Below are 16,017 nucleotides of genomic sequence, written 5' to 3'. Positions count from 1 at the left end.
GTTCGGTGAAAGTCGCCTCGGTCCTGATTCCCCTGCCGGTGCCGGAGGCGTTCGACTACGCCGTGCCGGACGAGATGGTCGTGGCGCGCGGCGACCAGGTGGCCGTGCCGCTGGGGCCGCGGCTGATGCGCGGGATCGTCTCGGAAGTGTTCGAGACCACGGGATCGAACCGGCGGCTGAAGGCGGTGGAGGCGGTGCTGGATGATCCGGCGCTGCCGCCCTCGACGGTGGACTTTGTCGAATGGGCCGGTCGCTGGACCCTGGCTGCGCCGGGCGAGATGGCCGCGACCGCGCTGAAGGGCCTGCGCGCGCCGCCCCCCGGCCCGAACGGCGGGTGCGCCGCGTCGGCGAGCGCCAGCCGGCCCGCGCGACCCCGGCCCGGACGGCGGTGCTGGCGGCGCTGGGCGACCGCGCCCTGACGGCGGCCGACCTGGCGCGCGCGGCCGGCGTTTCGTCGGGCGTGGTCAAGGGCCTGGTCGACGAGGGGGTGCTGGAGATCTTCGAGGTGTCGGCCCAGGCCGCCTTCGACCCGCCGGACCCGGACCATGCGCCCTCCAGCCTGAATGCGGACCAGGCGGCGGCCGCCCAGGCGATGGCCGAGGGCGTGATGGCGCGCGCCTTTCGGCCCTTCCTGCTGGACGGGGTGACCGGCTCGGGCAAGACCGAGACCTATCTGGAGGCGGCGGCCGAGGCCCTGCGCGCGGATCCGGCGGCGCAGATCCTGATCCTGCTGCCCGAGATCGCCCTGACCCAGGCGGTGATCGAGCGGATCACGGCCCGGTTCGGCGCGGCGCCGGCCGAATGGCATTCGGGCGTCGCCCCGCCGCGCCGTCGCCAGGTGTGGGAGGCGGTGGTCGCCGGGCGCTGCAACATCGTGGTCGGCGCACGCTCGGCCCTGTTCCTGCCCTTCGTGAACCTGCGCCTGGTGGTGGTGGACGAGGAGCACGACAGCTCGTTCAAACAGGAGGAGGGGCTGGTCTATCACGGCCGGGACCTGGCGGTGGCGCGCGCGCGGATCGAGGGGGCGGCGGTGGTCCTGGCCTCGGCGACGCCGTCGCTGGAGACGCTGTGGAACGCGCGCCAGGGCCGCTACGGCTGGCTGAAGCTGCGCGCGCGGCACGGGGCGGCGGTCTTGCCCGACATCCAGCTGCTGGACCTGCGCCAGAGCCCGCCCGATCCCCAGACCTGGCTGTCCCAGCCGCTGCGCCAGGCGATCGGCGAGACGCTGGCCCGGCGTGAGCAGACCCTGCTGTTCCTGAACCGGCGCGGCTATGCGCCGGTCGTCCTGTGCCGCGCCTGCGGCCACCGGCTGACGGCGCCGGACACCGACAGCTGGCTGGTCGAGCATCGCTACACCGGCCGCCTGGTCTGCCACCTGACCGGCTTCTCCATGCCGCGTCCCAAGCTGTGTCCCTCGTGCGGGGCCGAGGATTCGCTGGTTTCGGTCGGACCGGGCGTGGAGCGGGTGGAAGAAGAGGTGCGCCAGCTGTTCCCGGAGGCCCGCGTCGCCGTCTTCAGCTCCGACACCGTGCCCGACGGCAAGTCGGCGCGCGCCCTGATCCAGAGCATGACGGACGGCCAGATCGACATCCTTGTCGCCACTCAGGCGGCGGCCAAGGGGCATAACTTTCCCGGCCTGACGCTGGTGGGGGTGGTGGACGCCGACCTGGGCCTGCGCGGCGGCGACCTGCGCGCGGCCGAGCGGACCTATCAGCTGCTGGCCCAGGCGACCGGCCGGGCCGGGCGCGCCGACAAGCCGGGCCGCGCCCTGCTGCAGACCTGGACGCCCGAGCATCCGGTGCTCCAGGCCCTGGCCGCAGGCGACCGCGACGCCTTCGTGGAGGCCGAGACGGCCGAGCGCGAAATCGCGTCGCTTCCGCCCTATGGCCGGCTGGCGGCGATCATCCTGTCCAGCGAGAACGCGGCGGCGGTGGAGAAGGTCGCCGCCGACCTGGCCCAGGCCATCCCCAACGCCGAGCGGCTGGAGGTCTATGGCCCGGCCGACGCGCCCCTGGCCCTGGTGCGCGGACGGCGCCGGAAGCGTCTGCTGGTGCGGGCGGACCGGGATGTGGACATCCAGGCCTTTCTGCGCGCCTGGCTGGGCCGGGTGAAGGCGCCCGGCTCGGTGCGCCTGACGGTGGACGTCGACCCCTACTCGTTCCTCTAGACCGCCATCACCGTGCCCAGCAGCACGCGTGCGCCCTGACGGCCCAGGGTCGCGTTGGCGGCGGCCTGAAGTTCGCCGGCGAGCTGATCGACGTTGGGGGCCATGCCCGGGCGAAGGCTGTTGGCGAAGCGTTGGGCGGCGGTGTTGAAGGCGGCGCGCAGGCGCGGCTGGGACTGTTGCGCCCGCGTCCGCAGGGCGGCGTCCGGGACGTCCAGGCCGGTCTCGATCGACAGCACGCCGCGCCTTCCGTTGGCGAACAGCAGGCTGGCGGTGACGACGGGAAGACGGAAGTAGGTGTCTGCCGACGCGGGCGCCCCCCGGACGAGGCCTTGGCGGCGGCGGGGGGGCCACGCGGCGGGGGTCAGGGCGACGGCGGCGAGGCCGATGAGGGCGCGGCGATCCATGCGGCGACCCTAGCGCGACCCCGTTAAGAAACGCCTCATGCGGCCTGGACCCAACCGCCTGGCGTCGCGGCCTCCAGCCGGAACGCCTCGACCTGCCGGGCCAGTGTCTCGGCTTCGCCGGCCAACTGCCGGCTGGCGGCGGTGGCCTGTTCGGTCATGGCGGCGTTCTGCTGGGTGATCTCGTCCAACTGGCTCAGGGCCTGGCGGACCTCGGCCAGGCGATCGGCCTGCTGACGCGCGGCGGCGGCCATTCCCCCGGCCAGGTCGTCGACGGCGGCCACCCGCCCGCCGATGCGGTCCAGGGATTCGCCGGCCCGCTGGACCAGGGCGACGCCGCGCGCGACCTGTTCGGCGGAGGTGGCGATCAGGGTGCGGATCTCGCCGGACGCCTCGGCGGAGCGCTGGGCCAGGGCGCGCACCTCCTGGGCGACCACGGCGAAGCCGCGCCGGCCTCGCCCGCGCGGGCCGCCTCGACCCCCGCGTTCAGGGCCAGAAGATTGGTCTGGAAGGCGATCTCGTCGATCAGGGAGGTGAACCGGCCGATCTCGACCGAGGAATCCCGGATGGCGGCCATGGCGTCGGTGGTCTCCTGCACCACCTCGCCGCCGTCGGACACGTCGCGGCGCACCTCGGCGACGGCCTCGGCCGTGTCCTGGGCGCCGCCGGCGGTGCGCGACACCGCCTCGGCGATCTCCTCGGCGGTGGCGGCGGTGCGTTCCAGCCCGGCGGCCTGCCGCTCCGTGCGGCTGGCCAGGTCATCGGAGGCGGCGGCCAGTTCCTCCGAGCCGGTGCGGACGGAGGCGACGCTGTCGGCCACGGCGGTGAAGGCGCGGCGCAGGCTGTCGGAAGCGGCGTTGAAGTCGTCTCGCAGGGACCGGTATTCGGACGGAAAGTCCTGGTGGATGCGGGCCGTCAGATCGCCGTCCGCCAGGGTCTTCAGCGCCTGGCCCAGGGCGGCGACGACGGCTTGCTGACGCGCGTCCGCCTCGGCCTTGGCGGCGGCGACGCGATCCCGTTCGGCCTGCAGGGCGTCCAGATAGGTCGAGATGGCCAGGTCCATGTCCAGCATCGCCCGCTGGGTCAGTTCGGCCAGGCCCTCGGCGGTCTGGCGATCATGGGCGGCGCCGGCGAAGCGCGGCCGGGGCCGGCCGACGACGGCGCGGATCAGTTCGGCCATCACCAGGCCGTATCCGCCGATATACCAGCGCGGCTCCAGGCCGATGCGGGCGTGGGTGCGCCCGATGGCGGTGACGGCGGCGGCGTAGTCGGCGTCGATGCGCCCCGCGACGATCGCGTCCCAGTGGCCGACCTGAGCGGACTTGGCGCCCTGCATCTGGGCGTCGTCGCGGAAGAAGCGGCGGGTCTCTGGCGTGGCGCGCACGCGTTCGTAAAAGGCGTCCAGCGCTCGCGGCAGGGCCTCGCGAATGATGGAGCCCAGGGCCGCATAGGCGGGCTCCGCGCGGACAGGCCCGCGAATGCGGCGCGCAGGTGGAGGGACTGGGTCATGCGGACGCTCGTTCAAATCGGCCGGACGCCCCCGTCACGGCGAATATCCGCATAGACGGAAGGGTTTTACGGACGGTTAAGGTCGCAGCGGCATCGCATAAGGATATCCTTATGCCTTCGTTGCCCAGCGAGCGGCGGCGGGCTATAGGGCGGCCATACGAAGCTCGAACGGCCGGGAGTCCAGCCATGACCGACTACATCATCCGCGACATTGGCCTGGCCGACTGGGGCAAGAAGGAAATCGCGATCGCCGAGACCGAGATGCCGGGCCTGATGGCCCTGCGCGACGAGTTCGGCGCCGAACAGCCCCTGAAGGGCGCCCGCATCGCCGGCAGCCTGCACATGACCATCCAGACGGCGGTGCTGATCCAGACGCTGGAAGCCCTGGGCGCCGAAGTGCGCTGGGCCTCGTGCAACATCTTCTCGACCCAGGACCACGCCGCCGCCGCCATCGCCGCCGCCGGCACGCCGGTGTTCGCGATCAAGGGCGAGACGCTGGAAGAGTACTGGGACTACGCCCACAAGATCTTCGAATGGGCCGACGGCGGCTATCCGAACCTGATCCTGGACGACGGCGGCGACGCCACCCTGCTGTGCGTGCTGGGTCCCAAGGCCGAGAAGGACGCCAGCGTCCTCGACAACCCGCAGAACGAGGAAGAAGAGGCCCTCTTCAAGGTAATGAGGCGGTATCTGAAGGAGAAGCCCGGCTTCTATTCCGCCATCCGCGACGCTATCGGCGGCGTGTCGGAAGAGACGACCACGGGCGTTCACCGCCTGTATCAGATGTCGGAACGCGGCGAGCTGCCCTTCCCCGCCATCAACGTCAACGACAGTGTCACCAAGTCCAAGTTCGACAACCTTTACGGCTGCCGTGAGAGCCTGGTCGACGCCATCCGCCGCGGCACCGACGTCATGCTGTCGGGCAAGGTCGCGGTGGTGTGCGGCTATGGCGACGTGGGCAAGGGCTCGGCCGCCTCGCTGCGCCAGGGCGGCGCCCGCGTGATCGTCACCGAGATCGACCCGATCTGCGCCCTGCAGGCGGCGATGGAAGGCTATGACGTCCAGACCCTGGACGACGTCTGCGACAAGGCCGACATCTTCGTCACGGCCACCGGCAACAAGGACGTGATCACCGTCGATCACATGCGCCGGATGCGCAACAACGCCATCGTCTGCAACATCGGCCACTTCGATTCCGAGATCCAGGTCGCCGGCCTGCGGAACTTCAAGTGGGACGAGATCAAGCCCCAGGTCGACCACGTCGAATTCCCGGACGGCAACAAGATCATCCTGCTGTCGCAGGGCCGCCTGGTGAACCTGGGCAATGCGACGGGCCACCCGTCCTTCGTGATGTCGGCGTCCTTCACCAACCAGACGCTGGCCCAGATCGAGCTCTGGACCAACAAGTCGGCCTATGAGACCAAGGTCTACACCCTGCCCAAGCGCCTCGACGAAAAGGTCGCGGCCCTGCACCTGGGCAAGCTGGGCGCCAAGCTGACCGTGCTGAACAAGGAACAGGCCGATTACATCTCCGTGCCGGTCGAAGGGCCGTTCAAGCCCGAACACTACCGTTACTGAGGCGTCCCGTCCGGAGCCGGTCTCGTGAGCCGGGCGTCGTTCGACGTCCTGGTGGTCGGGGCCGGCGCCGCCGGCATGATGTGCGCCGTGGAGGCCGGCCGGCGCGGCCGTCGGGTGTTGGTCGTGGATCACGCGGCCCGGCCCGGCGAGAAGATCCGCATCTCCGGCGGCGGTCGGTGCAACTTCACCAACCTGGGCTGCGGACCAGCGAACTTCCTGGGCGAGAATCCCCGGTTCGCCACCTCGGCGCTGCGGCGCTTCACGCAGCACGACTTCATCAAGCGCGTCGACAGGGCCGGGATCGCCTGGCATGAGAAGACCCAGAACGGACGTTCCTTGGGCCAGCTGTTCTGCGACGGCAGCGCCAAGCAGCAGATCGTGGCCCTTCTGACCGACGACATGGCCGAGGCGGGGGTCGATCTGCGGCTGAAGACCGGCGTGGATCGGCTGTCGCGCTCGGGCGACGGCTGGTCGGTCGGCCTGTCGGACGGGTCGGAAGTCGCAGCGGCGTCGCTGGTCGTGGCCACCGGCGGCAAGTCGATCCCCAAGATGGGCGCGACCGGCTGGGCCTATGACGTCGCGCGCCGGTTCGACATCCGGGTGACGGAGACCCGGCCGGCGCTGGTCCCCCTGACCTTCGAGGCGGGGTTGCTGGAAACCCTGGCGCCGCTGGCGGGCGTGGCCGTCGACGCCCGGATCGCCTCGGCCCCGGCCGACAAGGGGCGCAAGGCCCGTTTCGACGAGGCGATGCTGTTCACCCATCGCGGCCTCAGCGGACCCGCCGTCCTGCAGATCAGCTCCTACTGGCGCGAGGGCGAGGCCATCGTCGCCGCGATGGCGCCGGGTCTGGACGTGTTCGAGACGCTCAAGGCGGCAAGAGCCGACAACGGCCGCCAGGCGGCGCACAACGCCCTGGCGCACATCGTGCCGCGTCGCCTCGCGGAATACGTCTGTGCGCGAGAGGGCGTGTCGGGCAATCTGGCCGACGCCTCGGACAAGGCGCTGCGACGGCTGGACCAGGCGATCAACGCCTGGAGCGTCAAGCCCGTGGGATCGGAAGGCTATCGCACGGCCGAGGTGACCCTGGGCGGGATCGACACCGCCGCCCTGGACCAGCAGACGATGCAGGCCCGGACCGTCCCCGGCCTTTATTTCATCGGCGAGGCGGTCGATGTGACCGGCTGGCTGGGCGGATACAATTTTCAGTGGGCCTGGTCGTCGGGCTGGGCCGCGGGGCAGGCCTGCTGATCCCTTGGCGGCCCTGTGGCGCCGCGACGCATGGCGGGCCGCGCGGCGGGCGCCTAGCTTGGAGAGGCGGGACGGGCCCCTCTGGCGCCGTTGCCGATCCGGGACCTCCTTCCCTCTCTCGGACGGGTGCGGCGCGATGTCGGACCGCTCGGGAGCGCCGCGCGCGGTTGGGCCACAGCGCCCCGCCTTCCCCCAAGGGCCGCGCCGGCGCCCCGACCCCTTTTGATCGCAAGGACGCCCGATGCCTCTTCTGATGTGCCCCAACGACGACGCCGCCATGCAGACCCTGGAGCGCGGCGGCGTGCAGTTCGACATGTGCCCGACCTGCCGGGGCGTCTGGCTGGATCGCGGCGAGTTGGAGAAGCTGATGGCCTCGGCGACCGAGGAAGGCCGCGCCTCCGCCCCGGCGGTCCAGCCTCATGCGCCCGCGCCCGCCCATCCTCAGGCCCAGGCTCCGGCACCGCCCTGGGGCGGTCACCCGTATCAGGACGACCGGCGCTACAAGGACGACCGGTATCGCGACGACGGCTACCGCTACAAGAAGAAGAAGCGCGACAGCATCTTCGACATCTTCGACTGACCGCTCTTCAGGCGGCGACGCCGGCGGACTGCATCAGGCCTCGCAGGGCCGCCACCTGTTCGGGCGCCTGGTCCAGCGCGGCGCGCGTGGCGGGGGCGCGCAGAAGACGGCCGGCCTCGGTCCGGGCGCGATCGGCCGCCGGCCCCAGCGGCGCGGCCTCGCCCACTGCGAGCCTCAGCAGGGCGGTCAGCTTCTGAACCGGACCGACTGCGGCGCGCGCGATCTGGGCGCTGAGGCCGACGTCGGCTTCCAGGGCGCCGCCGACCGCGCCGATGGCTTCCTGGATCTGGCGTTGCTCCAACTCTCCCAGCTGGGCCGCCTGCACCGAACGCTGCAGCCGGGCCAGCACCGCCAGCTTCTGCGAGGCGCTGGCCCCGCCCGGCGTCGCCTGGCGCATCTCGGTCTCGAACCGCAGGGAGGTCACGCAGGCCGCCAGCCAGCGCGCGGCCGCCCGCTTGTTGGCGCCGCCGGTCACATTCTCGCACAACCGGGTCAGGTGCTCGGCCTCGGTCAGGACGGTGGGGCAGTCCTTGACGTAGGCGGCGACGAAGTCGGCCGTGATCAGCGACTTTGAGCGCTCCACGAAGGCGGCCTGCACCTCGTCCAGGGACAGAAGCCGCCTGGACGCCGCCGTCAGCGTCATGGCCAGGACCCGCAGGATGTCGATCTCGCCCTGCGGATCGTTGGGGCGCAGCCGGCGGGCGCTGGACAGTTCGCGCAGCACCATCCGGGCCAGGGTCGCGGCCAACAGCGGGAACTCGCCCGCCGACAGTCGCTGGCCCAGGCGCGCGGCCGGTCCCTCGATCGGGGGCGTCATCAGCGCCATGCGCGGGTCGCGCGACAGCACGGCGTCCACCTCCTGGGGCGCCACCATGCGCACCACCGCGGCGAGACTGGCGCCCTGGTCCAGCGAAGGACCCAGGATTTCCGACAGATTGGCGCGCACGGCCAGCATTTCGGCCGCGATCTGTTCGACCGCAACCACGACCAGGGCGCGCGGCGGCCCGTCCGGCGGGGCGGCCTCCATCAGGTCCATCAACCGGTCCAGCCGTTCCCTCGCGCCCTTGCAGCCCCTGAGGCTGCCGGCGATCGCCCCGCCCATGACGAAGGCCCGGTCCGGCGCGCCGCCCAGCCGATGCGCCAGGTCGGCCACCGACCGTTCCGCCAGATCGGGAAACAGTCCCGCGCGTCCCGCCTTCAGAAGTTGGGCGATCGCCTGCTCGGACAGCTTCTGATAGTGCCGCATCATGCCGTGCAGGTCCTGACCGGTGGCCTGGCTTTCGGGCACGGCGACCTTCTGGATGGCGTGCTGCAGTTCCACGCCCGAGGCCTCCAGCCGCTCCGCGAGGTCGGGGCGGTGCAGCAGCTCGAACGCGGTGGCGCCCTGCCGGCGCAGCCAATCCTCGAGCACCCGCCCGATCAGACCGCGCGCGTGGGGGGCGTAAAGCTCGGCCGGACTGCCGCAGGCGGGCCGCGGCGCGGTCTCCGCGACCTTCTTCTTCTTCGGCTCGGGCGCGCCGAGCTCCAGAATCGTCAGGCTGCTGAACTCCATCGTGTCCGGGTCCAGCGTCTCCTTGCAGACCCGCACCGCCGCCGCCAGGCGGTCCGCCATCTGGTCCTCGGCCGTCTCTATAGCGTGCTTGCGGTCCTCGGTGGCGATCAGCAGCGACCAGGCCGAGGGCGCGGTCTTGCGGACATAGACTTCATAATGGATGGGGCCGGCCATGACTCCAGCCTGCGCCGCAAGGCTTTAAGGCGAGGTTTGCAGACGAAAAATCGCAAGGCCCGCCCGGCCGCGGCGGGCGATGCGTTGAAAACCGCCGGCTGGCGGCCCATCTCAGATCGCCCTAATGTCAACGCGATCGAACGGTTACGCTTGTCGTGCGTTCTCGCTCGCGGGAACGGCGAAGTTCAGGAGATAAGGCCTTTGGCGAACATCACTCTGGTCGACGACGACGAGAACATCGTGGCCTCCGTTTCGCTGGCGCTGGAAAGCCACGGTCACAAGATCACCGCCTATCACGACGGCGCCTCGGGCCTGGCGGCCCTGGAGAGCTCGCCGCCGGATCTGGCCATCCTCGACGTCAAGATGCCGCGCATGGACGGGATGGAGGTGCTGCGCCGCCTGCGCCAGACCTCGCAGATTCCGGTCATCATGCTGACGTCCAAGGACGAGGAGATCGACGAGATCCTGGGGTTCAACCTCGGCGCCGACGACTACATCCACAAGCCCTTCAGCCAGCGCCTGCTGATCGAACGGGTCAAGGCGCTGCTGCGTCGGACCGGCGCCGACGGCGGCGAGGCCGAGCCCTCGGCCGACATTTCCGGCAAGGCGATCAAGCGCGGCAAGCTGACGATGGACCCGGCCCGCCACGAGAGCACCTGGGACGGCAAGCCGGTCAAGCTGACGGTGACCGAGTTCCTGCTGCTCCAGGCCCTGGCCCAACGTCCGGGTTTCGTGAAGAGCCGCGACAATCTGATGGACGCCGCCTACGACGATCAGGTCTATGTCGACGACCGCACCATCGACAGCCACGTGAAGCGGATGCGCAAGAAGTTCCGCGTGGTGGATCCCGAGTTCGACGCGATCGAGACCCTGTATGGCGTCGGCTACCGCTACCGCGAAAGCTGATCCCGCCGGGCGCGAGCCTGAGGACGACGCCGCCCCCGCCGGTCGCGGTTCCGCTTCGGCGGATCGCGGCTGGGCGGCTTCATCCTGGCGCTGAACCTTCTCAGCCTGCTGATCCTGTTCGGCGGGGCTCTGGCCCTGAACGAATGGAACCGGGGCCTGGTCCAGGCGCGCCAGGAATCGCTCACGGTCCAGGCTGAGCTGCTGGCGAACGTGCTGGGCGAGCTGGGCATCAGCCGGGGCATCCCCAGCCCGGAACTGGACCCCTACGAGGCCTCGGCTTGGCTGCGGGACAATTTCGTGCCCCAGGGACAGCGGGTGCGGCTGTACGACATCAACGGCCTGCCGCTGATCGACAGCTATCAGGTGACCGAGAACATTCCCGGCGAACCGCTGCCGGCCGCGCGTCCCGCCGGATCCCCGCCGCCGGCCGGGATGGAAAAGCGCGCGGCCCGCCAGCAGGCCCTGACCCGCGAGTCCGACCGCCAGGTCCAGGCCGAGGTCGAGCGCGCCCTGGCCGGGGAACCCCAGGCCACCGTGCGGCGCAACGAGGAGGGGGAGCGCGTGGTGTCCGTCTCCCTGCCCATCCGCCACGTGCGTCAGGTGCTGGGCGTGCTGACGCTGGAGGCGGGCAACGTCGACGAAATCCTGGCGGCGCAACGCAGCGCCCTGGTGCCCTTCGCCCTGGTGGCGCTGGGGGTGAACCTGCTGGCGTCGCTGCTGTTGCACCTCTTCGTAGCGCGGCCGATCCTGCGACTCTCGGCGGCGGCGGACCAGGTCAAGCTGCAGCGCGCGCGCGCCATCTCCCTGCCCGACCTGGAGGAGCGGCGCGACGAGATCGGCGATCTGGCCCGCTCGCTGGAATCGATGACCGACACCCTGTCGACGCGGATGGACGCGATCGAGCGCTTCGCCGCGGACGTGTCGCACGAGATCAAGAATCCGCTGACCTCGATCCGTTCGGCGCTGGAGACCCTGCCCCTGGTCAAGACCGACGATCAGCGCGACCGGCTGACGGCCCTGCTGCAGCAGGACGTGCGGCGTCTGGACCGGCTCATCACCGACATCTCCAACGCTTCGCGCCTGGACGCCGAACTGTCGCGCGACCGGCCGCGCCCCGTCGACATGAACCGCCTGATCGCCGACATCGTCGGGGTTTACGAGACGACCGCCAAGCCCGGCGACATTCCGGTCGTTCTGGCCACGACCGAAACCACGATGCGGGTGATGGGGCGCGACGGCCCGTTGGGCCAGGTGGTGCGCAACCTGATCGACAACGCCCGGTCCTTCAGCCCGGCCGGCGGCGCGGTCGCCGTGACGCTGCAGGACGTCGAAGACGATCTGCCGGTCCGCATCCGGGTCGAGGACGACGGCCCCGGCGTGCCGCCCGACAATCTGGAGACGGTGTTCGAGCGCTTCTACACCTCCCGGCCCAAGGGCGCGGCTTTCGGCTCCAACTCCGGGCTCGGCCTGTCCATCGTGCGCCAGATCGTGGAGGCGCACGGCGGCCGCGTCTGGGCCGAGAACCGCAAGGACGAGGCGGGCCAGGTCGTCGGCGCCAGCTTCGAGGTCGCCCTGCCCGGCGTCGGACGCCGGCCATGACCGGCGAACCGCCCGTGCACGCCTCGACCGTCGCCATCCGGCGCCGGGGCGAATGGGCGGGGGTGGCGATCCTGGGGCCGTCGGGCGCGGGCAAGAGCGACCTGGCGCTGCGCCTGATCGGCCGGGGCTGGCGGCTGGTCAGCGACGACTACACGCGGATGTGGGCCTCGGACGGCGCGCTCTATGCGACGGCGCCGGAACGATCGCGGGACGGATCGAGGCGCGCGGGGTCGGGATCGTGTCCGTCGCGACACGCCCGGTCGCCCGCGTCTTGCTGGCCGTCGCCCTTTTGCCGGAGGCGGTCGAGCGCCTGCCGGAGCCTGAGTTCCGGCGGTTCGCGGGGGTCGAGACGCCGGTCCTGGCGCTTGATCCGCGCCCGGCCTCGGCGGTCGAGATGGTCGCAGCCGCCCTCGAAAGGGTTTGAACCCGCGCGCAACGGGTCTATGACAGCCGCCTTGCGGTTCCGATCGGACGCGGCCGGGCTCCCATCCGGTCGGGGGAACGTCCGGGGACGACGCTTCGGGACGGGGATGCGAGTGAAGTCCTTATGATCGGTCTGGTCATCGTCACCCACGGGGGCCTGGCCTCTGAATTCCTTTCGGCGATGGAGCACGTGGTCGGCCCGCAGCGCGGGGTGGCCGCCATCTGCATCGGCCCGGAAGACGACATGGAGCGGCGCCGTCGCGACATCGTCGACGCCGCCGCCGCCGTCGACGACGGCGAGGGCGTGATCCTGCTGACCGACATGTTCGGCGGCACGCCGTCCAACCTGGCCATTTCGGTGATGGAGCAGACCCGCGCCGAGGTGATCGCCGGCCTGAACCTGCCCATGCTGATCAAGCTGGCCAGCGTGCGCGGGCGCGAGACGCTGGAGGCCTGCGTCGCCCACGCCCAGGACGCCGGGCGCAAATACATCTCGGTCGCCTCCTGGGTGCTCGCGGGCGAGAAATGAGCACCACGACCACGCTGAACATCTGCAACGCGCGGGGCCTGCACGCTCGCGCCTCCGCCAAGTTCGTCAAGCTGGCGTCCAGCTTCGACAGCGAGATCAAGGTTTCGCGCGACGGCGTGACGGTGGACGCCCGCTCGATCATGGGGCTGCTGATGCTGGGCGCCGGCATCGGCTGCGACATCCAGGTGTCGGCCGAAGGCTCCGACGCCGAAGAGGCGATCGCGGCCCTGTCCGACCTGGTCGCGCGAAAATTCGACGAGGACCAGTAGCGCCCCCGGCCGTCCGGCGGTCGACGGATTACTGCGCCGGCGTGTCCGGCTGGGCCTGCGGCTCGGGTTGCGGCTCGGGCGCGGGCCTGGGATTGGCCAGGGCGTGCATCACGGTCCGGGCGATCAGATCGGGCATTGCGCGGATCTTGGAGCCGTTTTCGACAGCCTCCTTCCTCAGCGCCTCGGCGGTTTCGGCGTCGGTCGCCGCCTCAGCCCGCGCGTTCAGAAAGGCCTCGGCCGAGGCGGCCAGGTCGTCGGCCTGGGCGCGATAGGGCGCGATGATCGCTTCCTTGTCGCCGTCGGGCCAGGCGGCGACCAGTTCGTCCTGCATCCGCACCAGGCCGTCGCGCAGCGCGGCCGCCTTGGCCTCGATCGCCCGCTCTTCCGACGACTTCTCGGCGGCGGCGGCAGGCGGGACCTCGCTGGGCGCCGGCGAAGGTTCGGACTGGGCGTGGGCCGCGGCGGGCACGACCGCCAGCGCCAGGGCGCAACAGGCGGCGGAAAGGATGGGGCGCATGCGGGGCTCCTGATCTGGCGGACGCTTCTAGGCCGGACTCCGGCCCCGGCTCAAGCGCCCGCAGGCGGCGGGCGAAGACGAGAGAACGGCCGCAGGGTGCGGTCGAAGTGCGGATTGAAGCCGGGATCGCGTCCGAACCGCTGACCCCAGCGCGCCCACAGGATGGCGTTGGCGGCGTCGGCGCGCGCCTGGCGCTCCGGATCGGTGTTGAAGCCGCGGGTCCGGGATTCCAAGTGATAGAGGGTGGCGTAGGGATCATAGAGGACGCGCAGGCCCTCGGACTGGGCCCGCAGGCAGAGGTCGACGTCGTTGCCCTCGACCGGGAAACTGGCGGCGTCGAACCCGCCCAGGCGCCGGAAGATCTCGGCGCGCATGGCCATGCAGGCGCCGGTGACGGCGACGGCCGATCGCAGCAGGCCGTGGCGGCCCAGATAGCCGGGATCGCTTCCCGGCGCGCCGACGCCTTCGTGGGTCAGGAAGCCCTCGCGCTGTTCCCGCGCGACGAACCCCGCGTGCTGGATCGCCCCGTCGCCATAGACCAGGCGGCAGCCGACCACGCCGACCTCGGGCCGCATGGCCTGGGCGGCCAGTTCGTCCAGCCAGTCCGGGCTCAGGACCACGGTGTCGTTGTTCAGGAAGACCAGAACGTCCGCGTCCGTCTCGGCCGCCGCCAGATTGTTCATCAGCGCCCAGTTGAACTCTCCCTGGTGGGGCAGGACGCGGGCGTGACCGCCTGTGGCCAGGTCGGACAGATAGGCCAGGGTTCCCGGATCTCGACTCTCGTGGTCGATGATCAGCAGTTCGGCATGGACGCCGTTCGACGCGGCGTGCGCCATCACGCTGTCCACGCAGGGGCGCAGAAGGTCCAGAGCGTCTCGCGTGGGGATGATGACGGCCGCGCGGACCGGCGGCGTCGGGCGGCGCACGCGAACCGCGCCGGCGATGTCGGCGCCCAGGATGTCGGTTCGCGGCTCGGTCGCGAGGCCCAGCCGGCGCTGCACGCACCCGGCCCAGGGCACCAGGTCGTCCTCGCGCGCGGGCGAAGACACCAGCACGCGCGGGACGTGGGCGACGGCGGCGGGGGGCAGGGCCAGCAGGGCGTCGGCGCCGCACAGGGCGCCCGCCTCGGCGTCCAGACCCACCCGATCCAGGGCCGACCGGCGAAACGCCAGGGCCGCGCCGACATAGGGCGTCTGCGCCAGCAGGTCGGGATCGGGGCCGGGCTTCAGTCGCGGCCCGACCCGGCGGCGTTCGTCCGGATCGACTGCCTCCTCGCCTGGGGCCAGCACGTCCTCGTCCATATAGACCGCCTCCACCTGCGCCGATCGGGCGAAGGCGGCGCCCAGCCAGGCCAGGGCGCCGATCGCGGGCACGTCGCCGGCGCGAAGCAGCAGCACCGTCGAGGCGTCCGAGGCCTGCTCCAGTCCGGCCGAAATCCGCTCGGCCGGCGTCGGCGCGCCGCTTGGCGCAAAGCGGATCGCCGATCCGTCGCGCCAGGCCGCGCGATTGGCCAGGTCCAGCGCCAGCGGGCGACGCGCCTCGTCCCCGACCAGCACCAGGCGCCGCGCGGGACGCGATTGCTCCAGCAGGGCGCGAACGGTCTGGTCCAGCTCTCGGTCCGTCGCCGCGCCGATGTCGACGACCACGTCCATGTCCGCGCCGGCCGCCGTCGCCTCGTCGCCCGTCGCCGGCCAGGCGCGCCGATAGGCGTCATAGGCGGCGAACGGAACGGAAAGCCGCGTCTCCAGATAGGGCAGCCGCGCCTCCAGGCGTTCCAGCGCCAAGCGCGCGTGCCGGACCTCGTCCAAGGTCGCCGCCAGGAGGTCGACGCCGGGCGCCCCCGTCTCGACGCTGGCCCGACCCACGATCATCGGCGCCCCCGCGGCCCGGACCTCCAGCAGAAGCTGGGGGCGGCGCGATCGCATCGCCGGCGGTACGGGGATGTCGAAGCCGGCGCGGCCCGATCCGCCGAATTGATCCTGCACGTCACGGCGGAACCCGTCGCTCAACGCTGCGGCGCAGAAGACTCCGTCGGCCCACAGTTCCAGAGCGACCGGCGTGTCGAGCGCATCGGTCCGAACGGCCCAGCCGCGCACACGGTCGGCGTCGGCCTCCTCCAGCCTTCCGACAAGGGCGGCGACGTTGCGCAGGGCGGCGAGACGGTCGGGGGTGAAGGCCCCCGTGTCGGACAAGATGGGGCCGATGATCTCATCCTCGGCCAGGGCCAGGTAAAGCGCCGCCCACGACCGCGCGCGGGCGCGCACGGCTTCTCTCGTCTCTTCGCCAAGGGGCAGGGCGTCGCCGGCCCATGCCGTCAGCGCGGGATCGGGCGTCGCGCCGCCCCACAGCGGCCGGCCCACGGTCAGGTCGGCGCTCGGCCCTCGACCGAACTCGGCGGAAGCGACCAGCGAATGGACGGCCGCGTGCAGGGGTCGGTGAAGAAGATTGTCGATCGCCGTCTCCGATTCCGGCTCTCGATTCAGGAACAGTCTGTAGAGTTGCCGGACCGCAGGGGCGTCGACCATCTGATCCAGGGTAGGGGACGGGGGCGGCGAAACAGGCTCT

At 71.4% G+C, this 16,017-nt stretch carries 14 protein-coding genes and 2 pseudogenes; 11 read left to right on the top strand and 5 right to left on the bottom strand.

Features of this window, described 5'->3' with window-relative positions; genetic code table 11:
• The first annotated feature begins 5 nt into the window (after positions 1 to 5).
• Together MU852_RS07030 and MU852_RS07025 are read left to right on the top strand one after the other, a co-directional pair.
• Positions 6 to 419, top strand: a complete 414-nt coding sequence (locus tag MU852_RS07030; protein ID WP_249751586.1) for a primosomal protein N' family DNA-binding protein — start codon at positions 6 to 8, stop codon at positions 417 to 419.
• Positions 335 to 2,167: a primosomal protein N' gene (locus MU852_RS07025; RefSeq protein WP_249751585.1), complete on the top strand. Its 1,833-nt coding sequence runs from the start codon at positions 335 to 337 to the stop codon at positions 2,165 to 2,167. Before MU852_RS07030 ends, MU852_RS07025 begins: the two co-directional genes overlap by 85 nt.
• Here the strand turns inward: MU852_RS07025 and MU852_RS07020 are convergent.
• Both MU852_RS07020 and MU852_RS07015 read right to left on the bottom strand, forming a co-directional pair.
• Entirely contained in the window at positions 2,164 to 2,571 is a 408-nt protein-coding gene (locus tag MU852_RS07020; protein WP_249751584.1) for a Tat pathway signal protein, read from the bottom strand. The genes MU852_RS07025 and MU852_RS07020 overlap by 4 nt on opposite strands.
• Positions 2,572 to 2,606: 35 nt before the next feature.
• Positions 2,607 to 4,093, bottom strand: a pseudogene (locus MU852_RS07015) (methyl-accepting chemotaxis protein).
• Positions 4,094 to 4,263: 170 nt separating this feature from the next.
• On the opposite strand from MU852_RS07015, the gene ahcY reads away from it, so the two are divergent.
• The 3 genes from ahcY (at position 4,264) to MU852_RS07000 (ending at position 7,483) form a co-directional block, all read left to right on the top strand.
• Positions 4,264 to 5,655, top strand: a complete 1,392-nt coding sequence (gene ahcY, locus MU852_RS07010) for an adenosylhomocysteinase (protein ID WP_249751583.1) — start codon at positions 4,264 to 4,266, stop codon at positions 5,653 to 5,655.
• 24 nt (positions 5,656 to 5,679) lie between these two features.
• Complete coding sequence (locus MU852_RS07005; RefSeq protein WP_283843814.1) at positions 5,680 to 6,903, top strand: BaiN/RdsA family NAD(P)/FAD-dependent oxidoreductase; 1,224 nt, start codon at positions 5,680 to 5,682, stop codon at positions 6,901 to 6,903.
• Between the two features lie 241 nt (positions 6,904 to 7,144).
• The gene (locus MU852_RS07000) at positions 7,145 to 7,483 is read left to right on the top strand and encodes a TFIIB-type zinc ribbon-containing protein (RefSeq protein ID WP_249751582.1); all 339 of its coding nucleotides are present in this window, start codon (positions 7,145 to 7,147) and stop codon (positions 7,481 to 7,483) included.
• 7 nt (positions 7,484 to 7,490) lie between these two features.
• Here the strand turns inward: MU852_RS07000 and MU852_RS06995 are convergent, their stop codons facing one another.
• Entirely contained in the window at positions 7,491 to 9,209 is a 1,719-nt protein-coding gene (locus tag MU852_RS06995) for a hypothetical protein (RefSeq protein ID WP_249751581.1), read from the bottom strand.
• Positions 9,210 to 9,410: 201 nt separating this feature from the next.
• Here MU852_RS06995 and chvI point away from each other — a divergent pair, with 201 nt between their 5' ends.
• The 6 genes and pseudogenes from chvI (at position 9,411) to MU852_RS06965 (ending at position 12,935) form a co-directional block, all read left to right on the top strand.
• Positions 9,411 to 10,115 (top strand): two-component response regulator ChvI, encoded by a 705-nt coding sequence (gene chvI / locus MU852_RS06990; protein WP_249751580.1) that lies wholly within the window; start codon positions 9,411 to 9,413, stop codon positions 10,113 to 10,115.
• Between the two features lie 69 nt (positions 10,116 to 10,184).
• Positions 10,185 to 11,714, top strand: a complete 1,530-nt coding sequence (gene chvG / locus MU852_RS06985) for a two-component sensor histidine kinase ChvG (RefSeq protein ID WP_249751881.1) — start codon at positions 10,185 to 10,187, stop codon at positions 11,712 to 11,714.
• Positions 11,711 to 11,857: pseudogene (locus MU852_RS06980) on the top strand (HPr kinase/phosphorylase); the annotation flags it as partial. The gene chvG and the pseudogene MU852_RS06980, both read left to right, overlap by 4 nt.
• 95 nt (positions 11,858 to 11,952) lie before the next feature.
• On the top strand, positions 11,953 to 12,138 hold the full coding sequence (locus MU852_RS06975; RefSeq protein ID WP_249752013.1) for a hypothetical protein: 186 nt from the start codon (positions 11,953 to 11,955) through the stop codon (positions 12,136 to 12,138).
• A 123-nt stretch (positions 12,139 to 12,261) separates the two neighbouring features.
• Positions 12,262 to 12,666, top strand: a complete 405-nt coding sequence (locus MU852_RS06970) for a PTS sugar transporter subunit IIA (RefSeq protein WP_249751579.1) — start codon at positions 12,262 to 12,264, stop codon at positions 12,664 to 12,666.
• Complete coding sequence (locus MU852_RS06965) at positions 12,663 to 12,935, top strand: HPr family phosphocarrier protein (protein WP_249751578.1); 273 nt, start codon at positions 12,663 to 12,665, stop codon at positions 12,933 to 12,935. The genes MU852_RS06970 and MU852_RS06965 overlap by 4 nt, the downstream gene beginning before the upstream one ends.
• Positions 12,936 to 12,963: 28 nt before the next feature.
• Here the strand turns inward: MU852_RS06965 and MU852_RS06960 are convergent, their stop codons facing one another.
• Entirely contained in the window at positions 12,964 to 13,452 is a 489-nt protein-coding gene (locus tag MU852_RS06960; protein ID WP_249751577.1) for a hypothetical protein, read from the bottom strand.
• Positions 13,453 to 13,502: 50 nt separating this feature from the next.
• On the bottom strand, positions 13,503 to 15,977 hold the full coding sequence (locus MU852_RS06955) for a glycosyltransferase family 2 protein (RefSeq protein ID WP_249751576.1): 2,475 nt from the start codon (positions 15,975 to 15,977) through the stop codon (positions 13,503 to 13,505).
• Positions 15,978 to 16,017: the final 40 nt, after the last annotated feature.

The sequence above is a fragment of the Brevundimonas albigilva genome, from assembly GCF_023503965.1.
In the GTDB taxonomy this organism is placed as follows: Bacteria; Pseudomonadota; Alphaproteobacteria; order Caulobacterales; family Caulobacteraceae; genus Brevundimonas; species Brevundimonas albigilva.
The sequence above is the reverse complement of the archived record's forward strand: the minus strand, read 5'-3'. Positions and strand labels throughout refer to the sequence as shown.

Bases quoted from the DNA above. Each gene is read 5' to 3' on its own strand.
- MU852_RS06960 (WP_249751577.1), bottom strand. From the start codon at position 13,452: ATGCGCCCCATCCTTTCCGCCGCCTGTTGCGCCCTGGCGCTGGCGGTC.
- MU852_RS07020 (WP_249751584.1), bottom strand. From the start codon at position 2,571: ATGGATCGCCGCGCCCTCATCGGCCTCGCCGCCGTCGCCCTGACCCCC.
- MU852_RS06970 (WP_249751579.1), top strand. From the start codon at position 12,262: ATGATCGGTCTGGTCATCGTCACCCACGGGGGCCTGGCCTCTGAATTC.
- MU852_RS07000 (WP_249751582.1), top strand. From the start codon at position 7,145: ATGCCTCTTCTGATGTGCCCCAACGACGACGCCGCCATGCAGACCCTG.
- MU852_RS06955 (WP_249751576.1), bottom strand. From the start codon at position 15,977: ATGGTCGACGCCCCTGCGGTCCGGCAACTCTACAGACTGTTCCTGAAT.
- MU852_RS06995 (WP_249751581.1), bottom strand. From the start codon at position 9,209: ATGGCCGGCCCCATCCATTATGAAGTCTATGTCCGCAAGACCGCGCCC.
- MU852_RS06965 (WP_249751578.1), top strand. From the start codon at position 12,663: ATGAGCACCACGACCACGCTGAACATCTGCAACGCGCGGGGCCTGCAC.
- ahcY (WP_249751583.1), top strand. From the start codon at position 4,264: ATGACCGACTACATCATCCGCGACATTGGCCTGGCCGACTGGGGCAAG.